General features: G+C 66.6%; 16 protein-coding genes and 1 tRNA gene. 6 read left to right on the top strand and 11 right to left on the bottom strand.

The window, feature by feature from the left end:
- Positions 1 to 23: 23 nt before the first annotated feature.
- A complete protein-coding gene (locus ACN2C8_RS11175) occupies positions 24 to 1,823 on the bottom strand; it encodes a hybrid sensor histidine kinase/response regulator (RefSeq protein WP_419251818.1) in 1,800 nt (599 codons plus the stop codon).
- Positions 1,824 to 1,983: 160 nt separating this feature from the next.
- On the opposite strand from ACN2C8_RS11175, the gene spbR reads away from it, so the two are divergent.
- Together spbR and ACN2C8_RS11165 are read left to right on the top strand one after the other, a co-directional pair.
- Positions 1,984 to 3,117, top strand: coding sequence for a pole-localized protein SpbR (gene spbR / locus ACN2C8_RS11170; protein ID WP_419251817.1), 1,134 nt, complete (start codon positions 1,984 to 1,986; stop codon positions 3,115 to 3,117).
- Positions 3,118 to 3,194: 77 nt separating this feature from the next.
- Complete coding sequence (locus ACN2C8_RS11165) at positions 3,195 to 3,959, top strand: NUDIX hydrolase (protein ID WP_419251816.1); 765 nt, start codon at positions 3,195 to 3,197, stop codon at positions 3,957 to 3,959.
- A gap of 53 nt (positions 3,960 to 4,012) precedes the next feature.
- On the opposite strand, the gene ACN2C8_RS11160 is transcribed toward ACN2C8_RS11165, so the two are convergent.
- The 4 genes from ACN2C8_RS11160 to ACN2C8_RS11145 are packed head-to-tail and all read right to left on the bottom strand — an operon-like array spanning position 4,013 to position 7,543.
- Positions 4,013 to 4,645 carry an ABC-type transport auxiliary lipoprotein family protein gene (locus tag ACN2C8_RS11160; RefSeq protein WP_419251815.1) on the bottom strand — a complete coding sequence of 211 codons (633 nt, stop codon included), beginning with the start codon at positions 4,643 to 4,645 and terminating at the stop codon, positions 4,013 to 4,015.
- A complete protein-coding gene (locus ACN2C8_RS11155; RefSeq protein WP_419251814.1) occupies positions 4,642 to 5,580 on the bottom strand; it encodes an MlaD family protein in 939 nt (312 codons plus the stop codon). The genes ACN2C8_RS11160 and ACN2C8_RS11155 overlap by 4 nt, the downstream gene beginning before the upstream one ends.
- The gene (locus ACN2C8_RS11150) at positions 5,580 to 6,431 is read right to left on the bottom strand and encodes an ABC transporter ATP-binding protein (RefSeq protein WP_419251813.1); all 852 of its coding nucleotides are present in this window, start codon (positions 6,429 to 6,431) and stop codon (positions 5,580 to 5,582) included. Before ACN2C8_RS11150 ends, ACN2C8_RS11155 begins: the two co-directional genes overlap by 1 nt.
- On the bottom strand, positions 6,428 to 7,543 hold the full coding sequence (locus ACN2C8_RS11145) for an ABC transporter permease (protein WP_419251812.1): 1,116 nt from the start codon (positions 7,541 to 7,543) through the stop codon (positions 6,428 to 6,430). The genes ACN2C8_RS11150 and ACN2C8_RS11145 overlap by 4 nt, the downstream gene beginning before the upstream one ends.
- A gap of 224 nt (positions 7,544 to 7,767) precedes the next feature.
- Here ACN2C8_RS11145 and ACN2C8_RS11140 point away from each other — a divergent pair, with 224 nt between their 5' ends.
- On the top strand, positions 7,768 to 9,306 hold the full coding sequence (locus ACN2C8_RS11140) for a methyl-accepting chemotaxis protein (protein WP_419251811.1): 1,539 nt from the start codon (positions 7,768 to 7,770) through the stop codon (positions 9,304 to 9,306).
- 35 nt (positions 9,307 to 9,341) lie between these two features.
- On the opposite strand, the gene ACN2C8_RS11135 is transcribed toward ACN2C8_RS11140, so the two are convergent.
- The gene (locus ACN2C8_RS11135; protein ID WP_419251810.1) at positions 9,342 to 10,400 is read right to left on the bottom strand and encodes a LacI family DNA-binding transcriptional regulator; all 1,059 of its coding nucleotides are present in this window, start codon (positions 10,398 to 10,400) and stop codon (positions 9,342 to 9,344) included.
- A 204-nt stretch (positions 10,401 to 10,604) separates the two neighbouring features.
- Here ACN2C8_RS11135 and ACN2C8_RS11130 point away from each other — a divergent pair, with 204 nt between their 5' ends.
- From ACN2C8_RS11130 to ACN2C8_RS11120, 3 genes are all read left to right on the top strand, one after another.
- Positions 10,605 to 11,861 (top strand): MFS transporter, encoded by a 1,257-nt coding sequence (locus ACN2C8_RS11130; protein WP_419251809.1) that lies wholly within the window; start codon positions 10,605 to 10,607, stop codon positions 11,859 to 11,861.
- Between the two features lie 21 nt (positions 11,862 to 11,882).
- Positions 11,883 to 12,689 (top strand): TrmH family RNA methyltransferase, encoded by an 807-nt coding sequence (locus ACN2C8_RS11125; protein ID WP_419251808.1) that lies wholly within the window; start codon positions 11,883 to 11,885, stop codon positions 12,687 to 12,689.
- A 78-nt stretch (positions 12,690 to 12,767) separates the two neighbouring features.
- A complete protein-coding gene (locus ACN2C8_RS11120; RefSeq protein WP_419251807.1) occupies positions 12,768 to 13,739 on the top strand; it encodes an alpha/beta hydrolase in 972 nt (323 codons plus the stop codon).
- Here ACN2C8_RS11120 and ACN2C8_RS11115 read toward each other — a convergent pair.
- The 5 genes from ACN2C8_RS11115 to ACN2C8_RS11095 all read right to left on the bottom strand — a co-directional run bounded on the left by ACN2C8_RS11115 (position 13,736) and on the right by ACN2C8_RS11095 (position 17,840).
- Entirely contained in the window at positions 13,736 to 14,449 is a 714-nt protein-coding gene (locus tag ACN2C8_RS11115; protein ID WP_419251806.1) for a helix-turn-helix transcriptional regulator, read from the bottom strand. The genes ACN2C8_RS11120 and ACN2C8_RS11115 overlap by 4 nt on opposite strands.
- Before the next feature lie 99 nt (positions 14,450 to 14,548).
- Complete coding sequence (locus ACN2C8_RS11110; protein WP_419251805.1) at positions 14,549 to 15,490, bottom strand: formylglycine-generating enzyme family protein; 942 nt, start codon at positions 15,488 to 15,490, stop codon at positions 14,549 to 14,551.
- Between the two features lie 183 nt (positions 15,491 to 15,673).
- Positions 15,674 to 16,537 carry a dienelactone hydrolase family protein gene (locus ACN2C8_RS11105; protein WP_419251804.1) on the bottom strand — a complete coding sequence of 288 codons (864 nt, stop codon included), beginning with the start codon at positions 16,535 to 16,537 and terminating at the stop codon, positions 15,674 to 15,676.
- A 433-nt stretch (positions 16,538 to 16,970) separates the two neighbouring features.
- A tRNA-Val gene (locus ACN2C8_RS11100) sits at positions 16,971 to 17,045 on the bottom strand.
- An 81-nt stretch (positions 17,046 to 17,126) separates the two neighbouring features.
- On the bottom strand, positions 17,127 to 17,840 hold the full coding sequence (locus ACN2C8_RS11095; RefSeq protein WP_419251803.1) for an HAD-IA family hydrolase: 714 nt from the start codon (positions 17,838 to 17,840) through the stop codon (positions 17,127 to 17,129).
- Positions 17,841 to 17,873 lie beyond the last annotated feature (33 nt).

Raw genomic sequence — 17,873 nt, 5'->3', positions numbered from 1 at the left:
GCGGCAGGTCGTGCAAAAGGTCTCTAGGCGGCGGCCCGGCCCGCGGCCTTCAGGCGTTCCAGCGCCGAGGCGTCGGCGACTGCGCGGGCGACGCCTGCCACGGTGACCGGCTTGCGCAGAACGATATCGGCGCCGGCGTCCATGCACGCCCTTGCCTCGTCGGCGTCGCCGTCGATCACGGCGATGATCGGCATGTCGCGGTTCTTGCCGTCCAGGGCGCGAACCGCAGCGGTGGCGCCGGGGCCATCCAACACGGGCATGCGGCCGTCGAGCATCAACAGGTCGAAGTCGGCGATCCTGGCTAGGTCGGCGGCGCGCTGTCCGTTCTGGGCGTGGACCACCTGGTGGCCTAACTGCTCGAGGATGGCGCGCAGCATGGCGGCGTTGAGGGCGTCGTCCTCGGCGATCAAGACGCGCAGGCTGCGTGGCGAGCCCTGGGCTTCGGCCGCCTGGGCGGCTTCCTCGGCCGTTTCGGTTTCGCAGGTCAGGGCGTCGTCGAAAGGCAGGGTCAGGGTGAAGCAGCTGCCCACGCCGACGGCGCTGCGCGCTTCCAGAGCGCCGCCCATCAGGCGCGCCAGTTGGCGCGACAGTGACAGGCCAAGGCCCGCGCCATTGACGCCCGCGCCGGTGCGCTCGACGCGGCGGAACGGTTCAAAGGCCTGTTCCAGTTCTTCGGCCGACAGGCCCGGGCCGGTATCAGCCACCTCGATGGCCACGACGTCGCCGCGTCGCTCGATACGAACTTCGATACGACCGCGAACGGTGTACTTGACGGCGTTGCCCAGCAGGTTGGCCATGATCTGCCGGGTGCGCATCGCGTCGGCCAGCACGGCGCCCCGGGCGCGGCGTTCCAGCAGCGGATCGACATGGACGGCCAGTTCCAGACCCTTGGCCAGGGCGTGCGGGCGTTCCAGCAGCGCCAGGTCGCGCAGAAGGCGGACAGGCTCGAAAGGCAGGGCGTCGACGGCCAGGCGTCCGGCTTCGGCGGTCTCGGAATCGAGTGTGGCGTTGAGTACTGCGATCAGATCCTGTGCGGCGTCGAGTGCAGCGTTCAACTGCTCGCGGGATGGGGCGGCGCGGCCGCCCTTGCCGGCGGCGGCGGCCAGGACGTGGGTAACGCCGGTCAGACCGTTGCGGATCTCATGGCTGAGCGTGGCGACGATATCGGATTTGGACCGCGCGGTACGCTCTGCAGCGTCCAGCACGGCCAGGCGTTCTTCGATCAGCCGCTCGTGAACCTGCGCCAGGGCGTGTTGGCGGCGGATCATGCGGTTGAGCACCAAGGACAGGGCCAGGGTCAGGGCGATCGCGCCCCAGGCCATGACGCCGGCGTGACGAGTTTCCGGGCTCGAGAACAGCGCGATCAGGGGGCCGGCGGCGGCGATGGGCGCCGTCAGCAGCAGGGCCGGCAGCGAGGTGGCCGAGAAGAAGATGCACATCACAGCCGCCGCCGTCGCCAGCAGCAACAGGGTCTCGCGCGCGGGCCCCGCAGCGTTGGCGAAGGCCGAAAGCTGTATGACCGTGACGGCCCAGAGCAGGCCTCCAAGCAGTTGGACCCGGGCGCGACGTTGAAGATCTTGCGACGCTTCGCCGCGCAGCCAGCTGACGGCGCCGTAGAAAGCCCCCCAGTTGATGGCGAAGGCGACGAGGCTGGCGACCATCCAGAGCGCGTCATCGGCGAAGGAACCCGCCCAGACGAAGATGGGCAGGCTGACCGCGAAAACCCCAAGCGCATAAGGCAGCAGCGCTGTCTGGGCGTCGAGCGCCATGGCGAGGTTTGCGCCGCGCGTCGGAGGCTCAGTAGGGCGGCGCTCGGCGAACAAGGATCGCATTCCTCGGCTGTTGAGCGGGGAGCCTAGGTGATCACGGTTTGCGTCGAGTTACGGGGTATCGTTAATCCACAGGTTTGAGGTTCAAACAATCATTAAGCCTAACAGGCGATGATAGGGGTCACGTGCATTCCTCTGGTTCGGCGAACCTCCTATGGCAACCACCCGCGCAGCGCTTACAGACAACGATATCCGGATGCTCGTGAAGGGCGCGACGGCTGACGAGCGCGCCCTTGCGGCGCACAAGCTCTGCCGGACGATTGACCGCGCCGAGCTGGCGGACGACGAGCGCCAGATCGCGCATGACATCCTGCGCGTGATGGCCACCGACGCCGCCGAGCTGGTTCGCCGCGCCATGGCCGTGACGCTGAAGAACTCGCCCAGCCTGCCGCCGGATGTCGCCAACCGACTGGCCCGCGACGTCGAAAGCATCTCGCTGCCGATCATCACCTTCTCGCCGGTCTTCAGCGACAATGACCTGGCCGAGATTGTCCGCATGGGCGGGGCGGCGCGGCAGATGGCGGTGGCCCGCAGACCCAAGCTCTCGACCCGTGTCACTTCGGTTCTGGTCGAGTCGGGCACCGAAGAGGCCGTGGCGGTCATTTGCGCCAACGACAATGCCCGCTTCTCCGACGTCGCCTTGCAGAAGGCGCTGGACCGGTTCTCCAAGTCCGAGCAGATCCTGCAGGCGGTCGCTTACCGCGCTGCCCTGCCGCTGGCGGTCAGCGAGCGGCTGATCGACATGGTCGGCGACAAGCTGCGCGATCACATTCTCAGCCATCACGCGCTGTCGCCCGAGCGGGTGCTGGAGCTGGTGGTCGGCGCCAAGGAGCGGGCGACGATCGATCTGGTCGATCAGGCTGGACGTACCGCTGATCCAAAGGCCTTCGTCCAGCACCTGAATCGCGTGGAGCGCCTGACGCCATCACTCCTGCTGCGCGCCCTGGCGCACGGTCACATGACCTTCTTCGAGTGGGCTATCGCCGAGCTGGCCGGGGTGCCGCATCATCGCACTTGGCTGATGATCCACGACGCGGGGCAGTTGGGCCTGAAGGCGATCTGCGAGCGGGCCGGCCTGCCGTCGCGCCTGTATGCGGCCTTCCGCGCCGGTGTCGACGCCTTCCACGCCATGGAATTCGATGGTCGCACCCAGGATCGCGAACGCTTCCAGGAGCACATGATCCAGCGCTTCCTGACCTCGCCACAGTCGATCTCGCGCGAGGATTCCGACTACCTGCTGGAGCGCATGGACCGGTTCGCGCGCCAGAACCATGCCGCCACGGGCTGAGCCGATAACGGGCGCCAGTCGAACACTTGTTCCAATCTTGACTGGGCAAGCCGTCTGAACCGCGTCAATCTCACGCGATGTCAGACTCTTCGCATGATTTGATCCGCCCGGCCGCCACCGTACTGCTGCTTCGAGACGCGCCCGCCTTCGAGGTGCTGATGGTCAAGCGCCACCATCAGATCGACTTTGCCGCCGGCGCCCTGGTGTTTCCGGGTGGCAAGAGTCACGCCGGCGACGACGATCCCCGCTGGCGAGACCTGGCTACCGGCTGGGATGCCGTCGGCGAAGACGGGCCCGCCCTGCGCATCGCCGCTATTCGCGAAGCCTATGAGGAGGCGGGCGTGCTTTTGGCGCGGGACCGCAGTGGGGCCTTTTATGAGGGCGAGGCGGCGGTCGAGGTCCGCGCGGCGGTGGCCGAGGATCGCATGGCGTTTATCGATGTGGTGGGTGAGCTGGGTCTGAGACTGGACCTGGCAGCCCTGACCATCTTCGCCCGATGGATCACGCCCAAGCTGATGCCCAAGCGGTTCGACACCTGGTTCTACGCCGCCCACGCACCGGGCGCCCAGCAGGCGATCTGCGATGGCCACGAGGCCGTCGATGCAGAATGGATCGCGCCGGCCCAGGCGCTGGAAATGGCCGCCGCCGGAACCCGCAAGGTGATCTTTCCCACCCGCATGAACCTGCAGCTTCTGGCCGAGAGCGCCAGCCCCAACGAAGCGATCGCGCGGTCGCTGACTCGCCCGCTGATCGCTGTCGAACCCTGGGTCGAGGGGACGGGCCTGCGCATCCCGGCCGACGCCGGCTATGGCGACGTGATCGAGCCTTTGTCAGCGCTGTAGCGTGTCTTTGCGCGAAACAGCTCTCGGTTCGCGCGAAGACCCCGGGCGATGACCTACTTGATGCCGGCGCCGGACGCGCTGACCCAGCCGGTGAGGTCGGTCAGCACCTTGGCGGTGGCGGCGTCATAGGCTTCCACGATTGCGCCCACGCGATTATTCGAGGCCTTTACCCGCGCCTCGAACACCTGATCACCGACCAGCGCGCGGTCGCTGTTGCGATTGATCACGCCGCGCACCTGCACCAGGACTTCGGGCGCGGCCTTGGGGCCGTTGACATAGGCGACCTCGAACGAGCGCACTTCCAAGCGCAGGACGAGATCGGCCTTGGCCACCTCGCCGCGACCGATCAGCCGCGCGCGGCCTGGATCGGCCTCAAAAGCGCGCGCGACGGCTTCGTCGAACAGTGTGCTGGCCGGGGACACCCAGCGCGCGCCGGCGATATAGGCTGCCTCGCCCTTGGTGATGGTCAACAGGCGGTCGCCGGCCGAGGCGCGGGTAAAGACCGTCGGCGTCTTGAAAACGCCAAACAGCGCGCCGGGCGGTCCCTTGGCGGCCGCGACAGGCTCGACACCAAAGCGATGTAGGCTGACCGGCTCGGCCTTGGGAAGCAGGGTGATGCAGCCCGTCAGGGCCATGGCGGCCGCCGCGACGGCGAGCGCCTGCGGGATGAAGCGGATCGGGTTCACGGCTTGACCTCCAGTTCCTTGGCGGGCGCCTTGCCGACCAGGCCACGCGGGTTTTGTTCGACGTCACCGACCAGCCGGTCAAGTGACTCGGCCGCCGACTGCAGGGTGACGATAGCGGCTGAAAGCTGGGGCAGGCCTGTGCTGGCGAAGTCGCTGGTGGGGCCTTCCAGCTTGGAGATCATGCCGCGGGCGTCCTTGGCGGCGCCCTTCAGCTCGGTCGCGGCGTCAGCCAGCTCGGCCAGCGAACGTTTGGCGTCGCCGTTGACGATGCCCTCGGTGGACTTGGAGAGATCGGCAATCGACTGCGCGGTGGCGTCGATGCTCTGCAGCGCCTTCTGCGCGTCGGCGATGAGCGCCTTGCGCTCGCGCAGCTCGGAGGTGACGGCCTGGACGTCGTTGAGTGCAGCGCTGAACGTCTTGACGTTATCGTCCGACAAGACGCGGTTCACCCGGTCCAGCGCCTCGATGGTGCGGGTCAGAACCGTGCCGCCACCCTCCAGAAGGTCGGACAGGGCGCTGCGCTGACTGCGGATCACCGGAACCTTGCCGTTTTCTACCGTATCTTTCAGCAGCTTCTTGTCGGGCGTGCCCGCAGTGATCTGGACGTAGTTGACGCCCGTGATGCCCTGCGGCTCCAGGGTGGCGTAGCTGTCGGTCTTGATCGGCACATCCGAGCTGACGCGCGCCCGGGCGATCACGCGGTTGGGGTCGCTCTTGTCGAGGGCGATCTTGGCGACTTCGCCGACCTTGATGCCGTTGAAATGTACCTCGCCGCCCTCGGACAGGCCGCGCACCGGCCCGACGAACAGGATGTCGTACTGGTCGTATTCCTGGTTGAAGCTGAGCTTGGCCAGCCAGACCACGAAAACCACCAGTCCCATGAACAGGAACAGGGTCACCGCGCCGACCAGGGCGTAGTTGGCGTTTCTTTCCATCAGCTGGTCCTCGTCGCAGTGGTCTGGGCCGAAGCCCTCTTGCCGCCCGCCGCGCGTCCACGCGGTCCCAGGAAGTATTCTTTGATCCAAGGGTGTTCGGAGTGTTCGAGCTCCGCCACCGGCGCCAGCGCCACCACCGTCTTGTCGGCGATGACGGCGACGCGGTCAGTGATCGCGTAGAGGCTGTCCAGGTCGTGGGTGATCATGAACACCGTCAGGTCCAGACTGTCGGACAGGTCCTTGATCAGTTCGTCGAAGGCCGTTGCGCTGATCGGATCCAGGCCGGCGGTCGGCTCGTCCAGAAACAGCAGTTCGGGATCCAGGGCCAGGGCTCGCGCCAGACCGGCGCGCTTGCGCATGCCGCCCGACAGCTCGGCCGGCTTGAGGTCAGCGGCGCGGGCGGGCAGGCCCGACAGCGCGATCTTCAGATCCGCCAGCTCCTCGATTTCGCGTTTGGGCAGTCGCGTGTGTTCGAACAGTGGAGCGGCGACGTTCTCTCTTACCGTCAGGTTCGAGAACAGTGCGCCCTGCTGGAACAGCACGCCCCAGCGGCGCTCAAGCGAGCTCCAGCGGCGGCGATTGGCGGTGCGCATGTCGTGGCCAAACAGCTTGACGACGCCGCCGTCGGGGACCTTCAGGCCGATGATACTGTTGAGCAGAACCGACTTGCCCGAGCCGGAGCCACCCACCACGCCCAGCACTTCGCCGCGTTCTATGGTGAGGTCGAGGCCATTGTGAACGACCGTCTCACCGAAGCGCGAGACCAGACCCGTGATCTGGATGGGGTGGGCGTCGTCGTCGCCGTCAACGTCCGGCTGGGGGGCAGGGCCCTTGGTGCGCACGACGGTCATATGTCAAGCTTCATGTAGATCAGGGCGAAGATCGCATCGATCAGGATGATGGCAAAGATGGCGTGAACCACCGCGGCGGTGACCCGCCGGCCCAGGGATTCGACGTCGTTGCCGACCTCCATGCCCTGGCGGCAGCCGATGGCGGCGATGACCGCGGCCATCACAGGCGCCTTGGACATGCCGATCCAGAAATGGGTGGGCCCCACATAGTCGACAATGCGCTGCATGAAGAAGCTGGGCGACAGGTCCAACACGACCCAGACCACCATCATCCCGCCGGCCAGGCCCGCCAGGGTGGCAACGAAGGTGAGCAGCGGGATCGTCAGCAGAAGCGCAGCGAAGCGCGGCAGGACCAGGGCCTCATAAGGATCGACGCCCATCACCTGCATGGCGTCGATCTCCTGGTTCATCTTCATCGAGCCGATCTCGGCGGCAAAGCTGGAGGCCGAGCGTCCGGCCAGCAGGATGGCGGTGATCAGGATGTTGAACTCGCGCAGCACCGATATGCCGATCAGTTCGACCGAATAGACCTGGGCGCCGAAGTCGATGAGCATGTTGGCGCCCAGCAGGGCCACGACTGCGCCGATGAAGAAGGTGGTGATCGCCACGATCGGCAGGGCGTCGAGGCCCGCACGCTCGGCCAGAGAGAAGATCGGCGCCCAGCGAATGCGGCGCGGGTCCACGACACAGCGACCGATCGCCGTCAGCAAGTGGCCCAGGAAGACGAGGGTGCCATAGCCATCTGCGGCCAGACCGAACATACCCCGTCCGATGCGCTCGAGCAGGGCTTGGACGCCGGGGGGGCGGCGAGTCACTTCTGTCTCGACCTGAACCGCGTTGCCGACCAGTTCGAGCAGACGGAGCGTTTCCTTGCGCGCCTTGATCACGCCAGCCGACCTTCGGCCATCGGCGGCGCGGATGATGGCGTAGGCGCCGGCTGTGTCGCATCGGTTGATCTGGCTGAGGTCTAGGCAGACCCCATCGGAGTCGATCAAGGCCTCGGCAAGCCGACCGGCGGTGTCGTAAAGGCCACGCGCCGTCCAGTCCCCAAACAACACGACGGTTCTTTGGCCGTCCGTCTCATCAAAGCTGAATTCCGCTGGAACGGCCATGGACGCGAACAGATCCCTTGTGGGTAAAGCCAAGCCTAGCAAATCAATTGAATAGCCCCAAACGCACCAAAGCGCAGCTTGTTGCGATCGAGGCAAAGTTTCCGAAAACGCCCGCGCGGGGACCTTTCCGGTGCGACACATGCGCCTTTCGCGTCAGGCTTCAATCATGGTTAACAAATTAAGTTCAGGTCTGGTGCCGTAACTTTCGAGTCGGAGCCAACGGCATGAGCGCTAACCCAAAGCTAGATGAGCGTATGTCGTTTATGCGCTTCAATGAGCGCGACCGCGCTGCGCTGCGCGGCCTCAAGCCGCTGATTGATTCCGAGATCTCTGATGCCCTTGGCAAGTTCTACGGCCAGGTGCGCGCCTTCCCGGAAACACGCAGCAAGTTCCGTGACGAGGCCCATATTGCGTCTGCCGAACGCGCCCAGGCCAGTCACTGGCGTCGTCTGGCGACGGCCGACTATGGGTCCGACTATATTCGCGACGTTGAACGCATTGGCCGCGCCCACGTGGACGCTGGCATCGAGCCTCGCTGGTACATGGGGGGCTACGCTGTCGTCTCCGAGGAACTCGTGCGCGTCATTGTGGCCAAGCGGGCCAAGGGCCTGTTCGCCAGCGCCAAGTCTGACGCCGATCTGGCCGACAATCTGGTGGCGCTGAACAAGGCCGTGTTCCTGGACATGGAACTGGCGGTCTCCAGCTATCTGACCGTGATCGAGGAAGAACGGGCCGCGCTTGAGGCCGAACGTGAGGTCGCCGCCCAGGCGCAGGCCCAGGCGGTGAAGGCCATCGGCGAGGCGCTGTCCCGCCTGGCGGCTGGCGACCTGTCGGCGCGGGTCGATGGCGCCCTGTCGCCCGAGTTTCAGTCGTTGAAGAGTGATTTCGATCAGGCCGCCAGTGCGCTGGGCGAGGCCATGAAGGCTGTCGAGCGCGCGTCATCGGGCATCCGCTCGGGCGTCGATGATATCGCTCGCAGCGCCGACGATCTGGCTCAGCGCACCGAGCAGCAGGCTGCGACCCTGGAGCAGACGGCCGCCGCCGTGGACCTTCTGACCGCTACCGTCGGCAAGACCGCGCAGAGCGCCCGGGAAGTCTCCGTTCGGGTCGGCGAGGCCAGCGCCGAGGCCGAGCGGTCGGGTGCTGTCGTCACCCGCGCCGCCGAGGCTATGACCAAGATCGAAGGCTCGTCCAATCAGGTTTCGCAGATCCTGGGCGTCATCGACGAAATCGCCTTCCAGACCAATCTTCTGGCCCTCAACGCGGGCGTTGAAGCCGCTCGAGCCGGCGATGCCGGCCGAGGCTTTGCGGTCGTTGCCCAAGAGGTGCGGGCGCTGGCCCAACGTTCGGCTGACGCCGCCAAGGAGATCAAGCTGTTGATCGCCGAATCCAGCCGGCAGGTCGGCGAGGGCGTCGATCTGGTCGGCCAGACGGGCGCAGCCCTTCGTGGCATCGTCGAGAAGGTCGGCGGTATCGATAGCCTGATCAACCAGATCGCCGCGTCGGCCAACGAGCAGGCCTCTGCCCTTAGTCAGGTCAATACGGCGGTCAACCAGCTGGATCAGGTCACCCAGCGCAATGCGGCGATGGTCCATCAGTCCAGCCAGTCGACCCAGACCTTGCGCGTGGAGGCGGCCGATCTTGCCAATCGTGTCGGCGCCTTCCGCACGGGTGGCCAGATCCAGGCCGAGCCGGCGCCGGATCAAAATCCGGTTCACGCGGCGCGCGCCCGGGTCGCGGCCTTCGCTCGCCCGGGCCGTTGAACCTTGCCCGGCCCAAGCCTTGACGAGGTTTCGCTTTAGAGCGAGGGAGGCGGGGCGGTTGACGCGCGGTGAATGAGCTCGAAGGGCAACAGCTCGTCCAGCGGCTCGCCTTTCGAGGCTGAGCCCTTGATGACCCCGGAAATCAGGAGCCGGGCGGCCAGAGACGCCATCTCGACGACAGGCTGGCGCACGGTCGTCAACTGCGGCCGGCTAAAGCGGGCGCTGGGGCTGTCGTCGAAGCCCGCCACGGAGACCTCACCGGGCGCCATCAGGCCAAGCTCGGCTGCGGCGGCCAGGCAACCCAGGGCCATGTCGTCATTGCTGGCGAAGATCGCGGTCGGGCGATCGGGCAGACTCAGCAGGGCCTTGGCCTGATCAAGGCCAGACTGGAATGTGAAATCGCCCTGCCGGACCCAGCTGTCGGCGACCGGCAGGTCAAGCTGTTTCATGGCGTCCAGATAGCCGCTGTGCCGGGCCTGGCTGGCGCCGTAGCGCGGCTCGCCGACGATGAATCCGATGCGGCGATGGCCCAGGCCGGCCAGGTGCTGGGTCATCTCCCGCGCGGCAGCGAAGTCGTCCATGTGCACACGGGGTCCAAAGCCGTCCCGGCGCTCGGGGCCAAGCCGCACATAGGGCGTTCCGGCCTTGTCGAGCAGTTCGAGGACGGTTTCGTTGTCGCAACTGGGCGGCGTCAGTATGACCCCGTCGGGCTTTAGCGCCGCCAGCAGTGCTGCGACTTCCTGTCGGACGCGCGGCGCATCGTGGTCGATCAGTTCGATCAGCAGATGATAGCCGGCATCGCGGCACTGCAGCGTCGCGCCCAGCTGAATACGGCTGAGATAGTCGGCGCCACGCTCGCTACGCCAGTGGTCGATGGTCAAGGCGGCGTCCACGAACACCGCGATCACGAAGGACCGCGAACCGGCCAGGCTGCGCGCTGAAAGGTTCGGGCTGTAGTCCAGCGCGCTGGCCGCCTCAAGCACGCGCTCGCGCATGGCGGGCCGCACATTGGGCTCTTTGTTCATGACCCGGGAAACGGTCTTGATGGAGACGCCAGCCCGTGCGGCGACGTCGTAGATCGTCACCGAGGCCATTGAACCGCCAAGTCCTGTCGAATGAGACTCAAACCCATGACTGCAGCCTAGAGCATTTCCTGTGGCTCTAGCGACGCTTGCGGCGAGAAAAATTCACGCGGGTTCAAGGGCATCGACCAATGACATGCGGGCGGCCTTGTGTCGGCCGACCCGGAAGGCCAGTCTGACCCGAGACGCGGCGCAGACCGCGCTAGGGGAGCGCCCATGTCGCCAAGCGACGAAGCCCGGCCGGCTACGCCGGTCAGGACCAGTTTCATCGCCGCCTATACCCTGGCCCAGATCGGCGCCTTCGTCAGCTTCATGCCTCTGTTGCAGGTGTTGCTGCCCCTGAAGGCCGAGGCGATCGATCCGGCGAACAAGGCCCTGCTGCTCAGCCAGGTAGCGTTCTATGGCGCCCTGGTCGCCAGCGTGGCCAACCTGCTGGCTGGCGCGATCAGCGACCGCACCACCTCACGCTTTGGCCGACGTCGGCCCTGGATGGTGGTCGGCTCGCTGGGCGCGGCCGGAGCCTATCTGCTGATCATGGCCGCCAAGACGCCGATGGCCCTGATCGGCGGCATCATTCTTTTTCAGCTGATGTTCAACCTGATGTTCTCGGCGCTCGTGGCGGTGCTGCCCGACCGCGTGCCGGACACCCAGAAGGGACGCGTGGCTGCGTTTCTCAGTCTGGGCAATCCGATTGGCACCATGGCCGGCGCCGTACTGATCGGCGGCCTGCTGGTGACCGAGGTGACGCGGTATGTGGCCATTTCTCTGGTGCTGCTTCTGACCCTAGCGCCCTTCGTGTTGAAGCTGGACGACAGGCCGCTGGCCCGGGACGCTCGGCCACCGTTCAAGCTTGGCGCATTCATCGCCGCCCTGTGGATCGATCCGCGTAAGCACCCCGACTTCGCCTTTGCCTGGCTGGGTCGGTTCATGGTGCTGGTCGCTCTCAGCCTGGTGCAGGGCTACATGCTGTATTTCCTGCAGGACGCCATCGGCTATTCGCGGTTGTTCCCGGGTCACCGGGCCGAGGAAGGGCTGGCGATCCTGACGACGGTCTCGACGGCCTCCAACGTCACCTTCGCTCTGCTGGGCGGCATCCTGTCGGATCGTCTGAAGCGTCGAAAGCTGTTTGCCGCCGGCGCCGCCCTGACCATGGGTCTGGCGATGGTGGTTTTCTCGCTCACACCAAGCTGGCCCGTCATGCTGGGCGCCTATGTCCTGCTGGGTTGCGGGGCGGGCTGCTTCTACGCCGTCGACATCGCCCTGGTGACCCAGGTGCTGCCTTCGCAGCGCGACGCAGGCAAGGATCTGGGCGTCCTGAACCTCGCCAACACCCTGCCGCAAGCCCTGGCGCCGATGCTGGCCTTCGTATCGCTGGGGCCCAGTCACATGGACTTCCGGGCCTTCTTCCTGGTGGCCGCCGCGCTCGCCGTGGCTGGCGGTCTGGCCATCCTGCCGATACGAGGCGTGCGGTAAGCCTCTCGGAAGCCCGCAACCGTGCCGCAGTTCATCACCGTCACCGATCCGCACGATCCGCGCGTCGCGGCCTATCGCGATATCCGCGAGCGCGATCTGGTCGGCCGCCAGGGCCTGTTCATCGCCGAGGGCGAGACGGTGCTGCGCGCTTTCGTCCGCGATGCGCCCGAACGGGTGGTCTCGCTGCTGATCGATCCCAAGCGCCGCGACAAGCTGGACCAGGTGTTCGCGGGGTTGTCCAACGAGACGCCGGTCTATCTGGTCGAGCAGGCGGTGCTGGACGCCGTGGCCGGCTTCCATCTGCATCGCGGCGTCCTGGCCGTGGGGCGCAAGCCTGAGCCGATGCCGGCCGACACGCTGCTGGCGTCATTGGAGGGCAGGGCGGTGGTGCTGGTGCTGTGCGGCATCGCTAACCACGACAACATCGGCGGGATTTTTCGTAACGCGGCGGCCTTTGGCGTGGATGGCGTGATCCTCGACAGCGACTGTTGTGATCCCCTTTACCGCAAGGCCATCCGGGTGTCGGTCGGCGCGACGCTCAGCGTACCCACCGCCTGGCTGGCGCGTGACGAGGACTCCGCCGGGCTCCTGGAACGCCATGGTTTTGAGGCCCTGGCCTTGTCGCCGGCCGCCACAGAAACCCTGGCCCAACTGAGGCCGCCGGAGCGTTCGGCAGTGTTGCTTGGGGCTGAGGGGCCCGGGCTGTCGGCCGCCTTGATGGCCCGCGCCCGGCCCATCGGCATCCCGATGGCGAATGGCTTTGACTCCCTGAACGTGGCCACCACCAGCGGCGTCGTGCTGCATCACCTGCGGTTCGCTGAGCGCTAGGAAACCGGTTTCCTGAAATCGTTACGGGTCCTAAGGTTCGCGGCGAAACGTCAGTCAGTTCGCCGGAAGGTCTGGTCCATGCTCAATCGTCGCGGCGCGCTGGCCACCTTCGTCACCGGCCTGCTGGCCTCGGGCCTGGCGCGCGGGGCGAAAGCGGAGACCCTTCCCATGACCGACCCGACCGAGATCATCGAGCTTTGGCCGGCCGGCCCGCCCGGGGCCGCGAAAGTCACCGCCGTCGAAGCCGTCATCGAACGCGGCGACCCCAAGGGTCTGCGTGACCGCGCTCTGACCCACACCCGCAAGCCGACCCTGGTGGTGTTCAGGCCCAAGACTCCGAACGGCGCCGCGGCCGTGCTGATGCCCGGCGGCGGCTATGAGCGGGTGGTGCAGGACAAGGAAGGCTACGAGACCGCCCGCTGGCTCGCCGACCGGGGCTATACCGCTTTCGTCCTGTTCTATCGTCTGCCGGGCGACGGCTGGAGCGCGGGTCCAGATACGCCGCTGCAGGACGCCCAGCGGGGCCTGCGTCTGGTCAGGTCGCTCGCCGCCGCCATGGGCTTCAGCGCCGACCGTATTGCCATCATGGGCTTTTCGGCCGGTGGTCACGTCGCGGCCAGTCTGACGACCCGGTTTGCCGCCAAGGTCTATGAGCGGATAGACGCCGCCGACGATCTTTCGGCCCGCCCCAATCTTTCGGCCCTGATCTATCCGGTGATCACCATGGACCCCGCCGCCATGCACGGCGGATCGCGCAAGCAACTGCTGGGGCCCAACCCGACGTCCGAGCAGATCGTGCTGTATTCGCCCGACAAGCAGGTCAGCGCCGACCTTCCGCCGGTGTTCCTGCTGCACGCCGCCGACGACAAGTCGGTGCCGGTCGAGAACGCGCTGCTGATGTTCTCGGCCCTGAAGGCCAAGGCCATCCCGACCGAGATGCACGTCTTCGAGGAGGGCGGCCACGGCTTTGGCCTGCGCTTTGTGGCCGGCAAGCCGGTTGCGGCTTGGCCAAGTCTGTTCGAGACCTTCGCCAAGCGCCACGGGCTCTAGTCTGGATCCTGGCGCTTCCAGGCGGCGTGTTCCGCTTGGATATGCTTTTGCCAGCGGACCCGAAGCTGGCCCGGCCGCTGGCCATGGCGCTCATCGAGGAACTGGGCCTCGACAACGCGGTCGGTGCGGAAGGTGCGGAAGTCCTGCCGCAGCTCACACCAGCCGACCAGCATGCGGACAGTCTCGCGATAGCCTACGGTCACCGGCCAGATCACCCGCTGGCTGACCGCGCCCTGTTCATCGCGATAGTCCAGCCGGATCTTGCGGCCTGCGTGGATCCAGGCCCGGGCCTGGGCGATGTCCAGCCCATCGGGCGCGGCATTCCAGGCCGGCGCTGCGCCCGTCGCGGGCTCCAGCACATAGGGCCGCAATCGCTCGGGCACGGCGGCGGCGATCTTGCTGATCAGGTCGCGGGCCGCCTTGGCCAGCACCGGATCGCCCCGGCCGGCCACCCATTGGGCGCCCAGTACGGCGGCTTCGATCTCGTCGGGCGTCAGCATCAGCGGCGGCATGTCGAAGCCCGCCTCCAGCACGTAGCCGACGCCTGCCTCGCCTCTGATCGGGGCCCGTTGCCCGACCAGGGCGGCGATGTCGCGATAGACGCTGCGCTTGGAGGTCTCGAGTTCGACAGCGATCGCGTCGGCGGTGACCGGCGAATGGCTGCGGCGCAGGATCTGTATGATCTGGAATAGGCGTTCGGCGCGTCTCATGAGGACACCATGGCAGAGCTCTGCTGACAGCATGTTGGCAGTAGCAAGGGTGATCGACTGACGCGACCTTTTCGAAGCCTTGGCCGCCTATCGGATGGCCTAACCCTGCCGCACCACGCAGCGAAAGCCGATGTGGCTGGTGGTGGTGTCGATCGGCTGCGGGTGACGCGCCGCTGGTCGATAGCGCCGGCAGTAGTTTTCCGCGCACAGGTGCGAGCCACCCTTCAGCACCCGCCGAGGAATGACCGGACCCGGTTGGGCGGGGTCATGGCTGCCGCCGCTGGCCGGACCGCGAGGATTGCGGGGCGCGCAGCAGGGCCTTGTCGGGCTGCCCTCGTGGCGGTCGGCCCACCAGTCGGAGGTCCATTCCCAGACATTGCCGATCATGTCGTAGAGGCCGTAACCGTTGGCCGGGAAGGTCCGCACCGGCGAGGTACGCTCGAACCCGTCGGTCAGCAGGTTCTCGCCCGGAAAGGCGCCCTGCCAGTAGTTGGCCAGCATCGCCCCGCCGGGCGCCAGTTCCTCACCCCAGGCATAGGCGGCGGCTTCCAGACCGCCCCGCGCTGCGAATTCCCACTCGGCCTCGGTCGGCAGGCTTTTGCCGGCCCAGGCGGCGTAGGCGGCCGCGTCGTCATGGCTGACATGGATCACTGGATGATCCTCGATCCCGGCGATGGAGCTGCCGTCGCCAAAGGGCTGGTTCCAGCGGGCGTCCAGGATCAGCCGCCACCATTCCCCGCCGCCGGCGCGCGGATCGACCCGGCGGTCTGGCCGCACGAACACCGCCGAGGCCGGGTGGGCGAAGGCCGGGTCCATGCCGGGATAGAGCTTCGGATCGGGCGGGATCTGCGCCAGGGTCACATGGTCAGTGGCCGCGACGAACCGCGCGAACTGGGCGTTGGTGACCAGGGTCTCATCGATCCAGAATGGATCGACGGCCACGGGATGGGCCGGGGCCTCTTCAGGATAGTGTTCGTCCGAACCCATCTGGAAGACGCCGCCGGGCAGGGCGATCATGCCGTCGAAGGAAGCCTGGCTCATTGTCGCTGTTCTAGGTCGCGGCGGGGGATCTTGTCACGCTCCGTGCCACTTTTCCGTCAGGCGCCCCCCGACCCAAGATACCGGGTGAAATGGTGCGCTCGATGCCGGTGGCCGCCGACGGGGCGGCAAGGCTCCCATCAGGCAGACGAAGGCGGCCGCGCCGGTGACGGCGCGGCCCTGACCTCAGCCCAGGGTGCGCTTGTACAGCGCCAGCAGTTCGGCCCAGGCTTTTTCGGCCGCAGGCTCATCATAGACCTGGCTGCCCTTCACGGTCCAACCGTGGGCGGCGCCGGCATAGACCTCGATCTTGTTTGGCCGCTTGGCCGCGTCGAGAGCGACCTTCAGCTTTTCCTTGTCGGCCGGATCCTTCTTGTCGTCGTTGTCGGCGACGCAGATCAGGTAGTCGGCCTTGCTGACCGGCAGGGTCAGGTGCGGGCTGGTCGGGGCCTCGGTGACCAGACCGCCGCCGTGGAAGCTCGCCACGGCTGCCACGCGCGACGGCGAGATACCCGCCGTGCGGAAGGCTAGCGGACCGCCCATGCAATAGCCCTGGACGCCGACCTTCTTCTTCTTGTTGGTCTGGGGCAGGGCGTCGAGGAAGGCGATATAGGCCGTAGCGTCCTTGTCGGTGCCTTCCGGAGTCACGGTAGCCCGCATCGGCATGATCTTGGCGCGGTCCTCGGGACTGGCGAAGTTGAAGCCGCTCTCGACCACCGGGGCCTTCTTGACCCGATAGTAGAGGTTGGGAACCAGCACCACATAGCCGGACGACGCCAGCCGCCGACCCATGTCTCGGAAAGCTGGACGCAGGCTGACCACGTCGGGCCAGACCACCACGGCGGGCCAGGAGCCCTTGCCCTCGGGGTAGTAGAGCGCGGCGTCGGCCATGCCGTCCGGCGTCTTGATCTCGACGTCCTTCTCCACGACCGGCGCGCCCGCATGGGCCGCGCCGCCGAGCCCGGCGGCCAGCACGGTCATCAGACCGAAGGCGCGGCGGGACACGGTGGGGTCGTGGATCAGGCCCGGGTGGATGTCGTCGTCACACATGGCCGATCCTCGCATTGCGATTTGAAACAGACCGGGACTTTCGCTGCGAATGCGCGGCGAGGGAAGCCCATTGCGACGCGCCGTCGATGTTCGCGTCCAGGCGTTGGGCTCTGAGGTTATCCACAGGCATTGTGGATAACCTATGGTCGGGTGGCGACTCTGCGCAGGGATGGCCGCTGGGCTAGCTGCCTAAAGCTGCGCCATAGTGTCCCGATCCATGGAATTACCGGGTCCCGGCCTTGATTGTTTTGTTGGAGGCGCTACCTGACAAGTTGTGAGGCGCAAGCGCCTCTGCCCTTCCTGGGCGTTTCCTCCCTAATGACTGGCCCGGCCTGCAAAGGCCGGGCCTTCTTTTTTGGCCGGAACGCTGGCGGTGCGGCGCGCACGAGCGCGGCGACGTCCACGAACCATCTGAGTCAAAGAGAAGGGGAAATGGTGGTCGCGACAGGGATTGAACCTGTGACATCCTGCGTGTGAAGCAGGCGCTCTCCCGCTGAGCTACGCGACCTAACCGTTTCGGGCGGTTCGGTTGAACCGTTCTCGCTGGTGGACCCGTCCTGTACAGGACCGCTCCGCGAGAGGGACGGGCCTATAGCCCGGTGTTTGGCTGGGGGCAAGAGGCCAACAGGCGGATACAGGCCTTTGGCACATCCAAAAAGCTGTGGATGACCAGATCGCCGCCCAGGGTCTCCACCGGCTCCTCGGTATAGCCGAAGCTGACCAGCAGGGCCGGAACATTGGCGCGATTGGCGGCGAGCGCGTCGTTGATGCTGTCGCCGACCATGACCGCCCGGCGCGGATCGCCGCCTACGGCCTTGATCGCGGTCAGGATGTGGATCGGGTCGGGCTTGGCGGCGGGCGACAGATCGGCGCCGATGACTGCGTCGAAGGCTGTGGACAGGTCCAGGGCGTCCAGCAGAGCGACCGACAGATTGGTCAGCTTGTTGGTGCAGACCACCAGCTTCGCCCCCGCGCCGCGCAGATCGGCCAGAACCTCGACCACGCCGGGGAAGGGCGCGCTCTCGTGAGCGATGCGATCAAGATAGACCGCGATGAAGCGCTCGACGAGCCTGGGCGCCGTCAGGGCGTCCAGTGGATGACCGGCGGCGGCGAAACCGCGCTCCAGCAACGCTCGTGCGCCGCGTCCGACCATCAGTCGAACATCGTCGAAAGGCAGCGGCGGTAGACCCTCTTCGATGAGGATCATGTTCAGCGCTCCGACAAGGTCGGGCGCGGTGTCGACGAGGGTTCCGTCGAGATCGAAGGCGATGGTGGCGCCCTTGAGGGCTTGAAGGTCATGCATTGATCTGGCCTTTCGGCTAAACGGCCGGCTAAT

It is taken from the genome of Caulobacter sp. ErkDOM-C, from assembly GCF_048541825.1.
Lineage (GTDB): Bacteria > Pseudomonadota > Alphaproteobacteria > Caulobacterales > Caulobacteraceae > Caulobacter.
Note: the sequence above shows the minus strand (reverse complement) of the source record. Positions and strands in the feature narration are given on the sequence as shown.

Bases quoted from the DNA above. Each gene is read 5' to 3' on its own strand.
- spbR (WP_419251817.1), top strand. From the start codon at position 1,984: ATGGCAACCACCCGCGCAGCGCTTACAGACAACGATATCCGGATGCTC.
- ACN2C8_RS11120 (WP_419251807.1), top strand. From the start codon at position 12,768: ATGCTCAATCGTCGCGGCGCGCTGGCCACCTTCGTCACCGGCCTGCTG.
- ACN2C8_RS11150 (WP_419251813.1), bottom strand. From the start codon at position 6,431: ATGACCGTCGTGCGCACCAAGGGCCCTGCCCCCCAGCCGGACGTTGAC.
- ACN2C8_RS11145 (WP_419251812.1), bottom strand. From the start codon at position 7,543: ATGGCCGTTCCAGCGGAATTCAGCTTTGATGAGACGGACGGCCAAAGA.
- ACN2C8_RS11140 (WP_419251811.1), top strand. From the start codon at position 7,768: ATGAGCGCTAACCCAAAGCTAGATGAGCGTATGTCGTTTATGCGCTTC.
- ACN2C8_RS11155 (WP_419251814.1), bottom strand. From the start codon at position 5,580: ATGGAAAGAAACGCCAACTACGCCCTGGTCGGCGCGGTGACCCTGTTC.
- ACN2C8_RS11115 (WP_419251806.1), bottom strand. From the start codon at position 14,449: ATGAGACGCGCCGAACGCCTATTCCAGATCATACAGATCCTGCGCCGC.
- ACN2C8_RS11135 (WP_419251810.1), bottom strand. From the start codon at position 10,400: ATGGCCTCGGTGACGATCTACGACGTCGCCGCACGGGCTGGCGTCTCC.
- ACN2C8_RS11095 (WP_419251803.1), bottom strand. From the start codon at position 17,840: ATGCATGACCTTCAAGCCCTCAAGGGCGCCACCATCGCCTTCGATCTC.
- ACN2C8_RS11165 (WP_419251816.1), top strand. From the start codon at position 3,195: ATGTCAGACTCTTCGCATGATTTGATCCGCCCGGCCGCCACCGTACTG.
- ACN2C8_RS11110 (WP_419251805.1), bottom strand. From the start codon at position 15,490: ATGAGCCAGGCTTCCTTCGACGGCATGATCGCCCTGCCCGGCGGCGTC.
- ACN2C8_RS11105 (WP_419251804.1), bottom strand. From the start codon at position 16,537: ATGTGTGACGACGACATCCACCCGGGCCTGATCCACGACCCCACCGTG.
- ACN2C8_RS11130 (WP_419251809.1), top strand. From the start codon at position 10,605: ATGTCGCCAAGCGACGAAGCCCGGCCGGCTACGCCGGTCAGGACCAGT.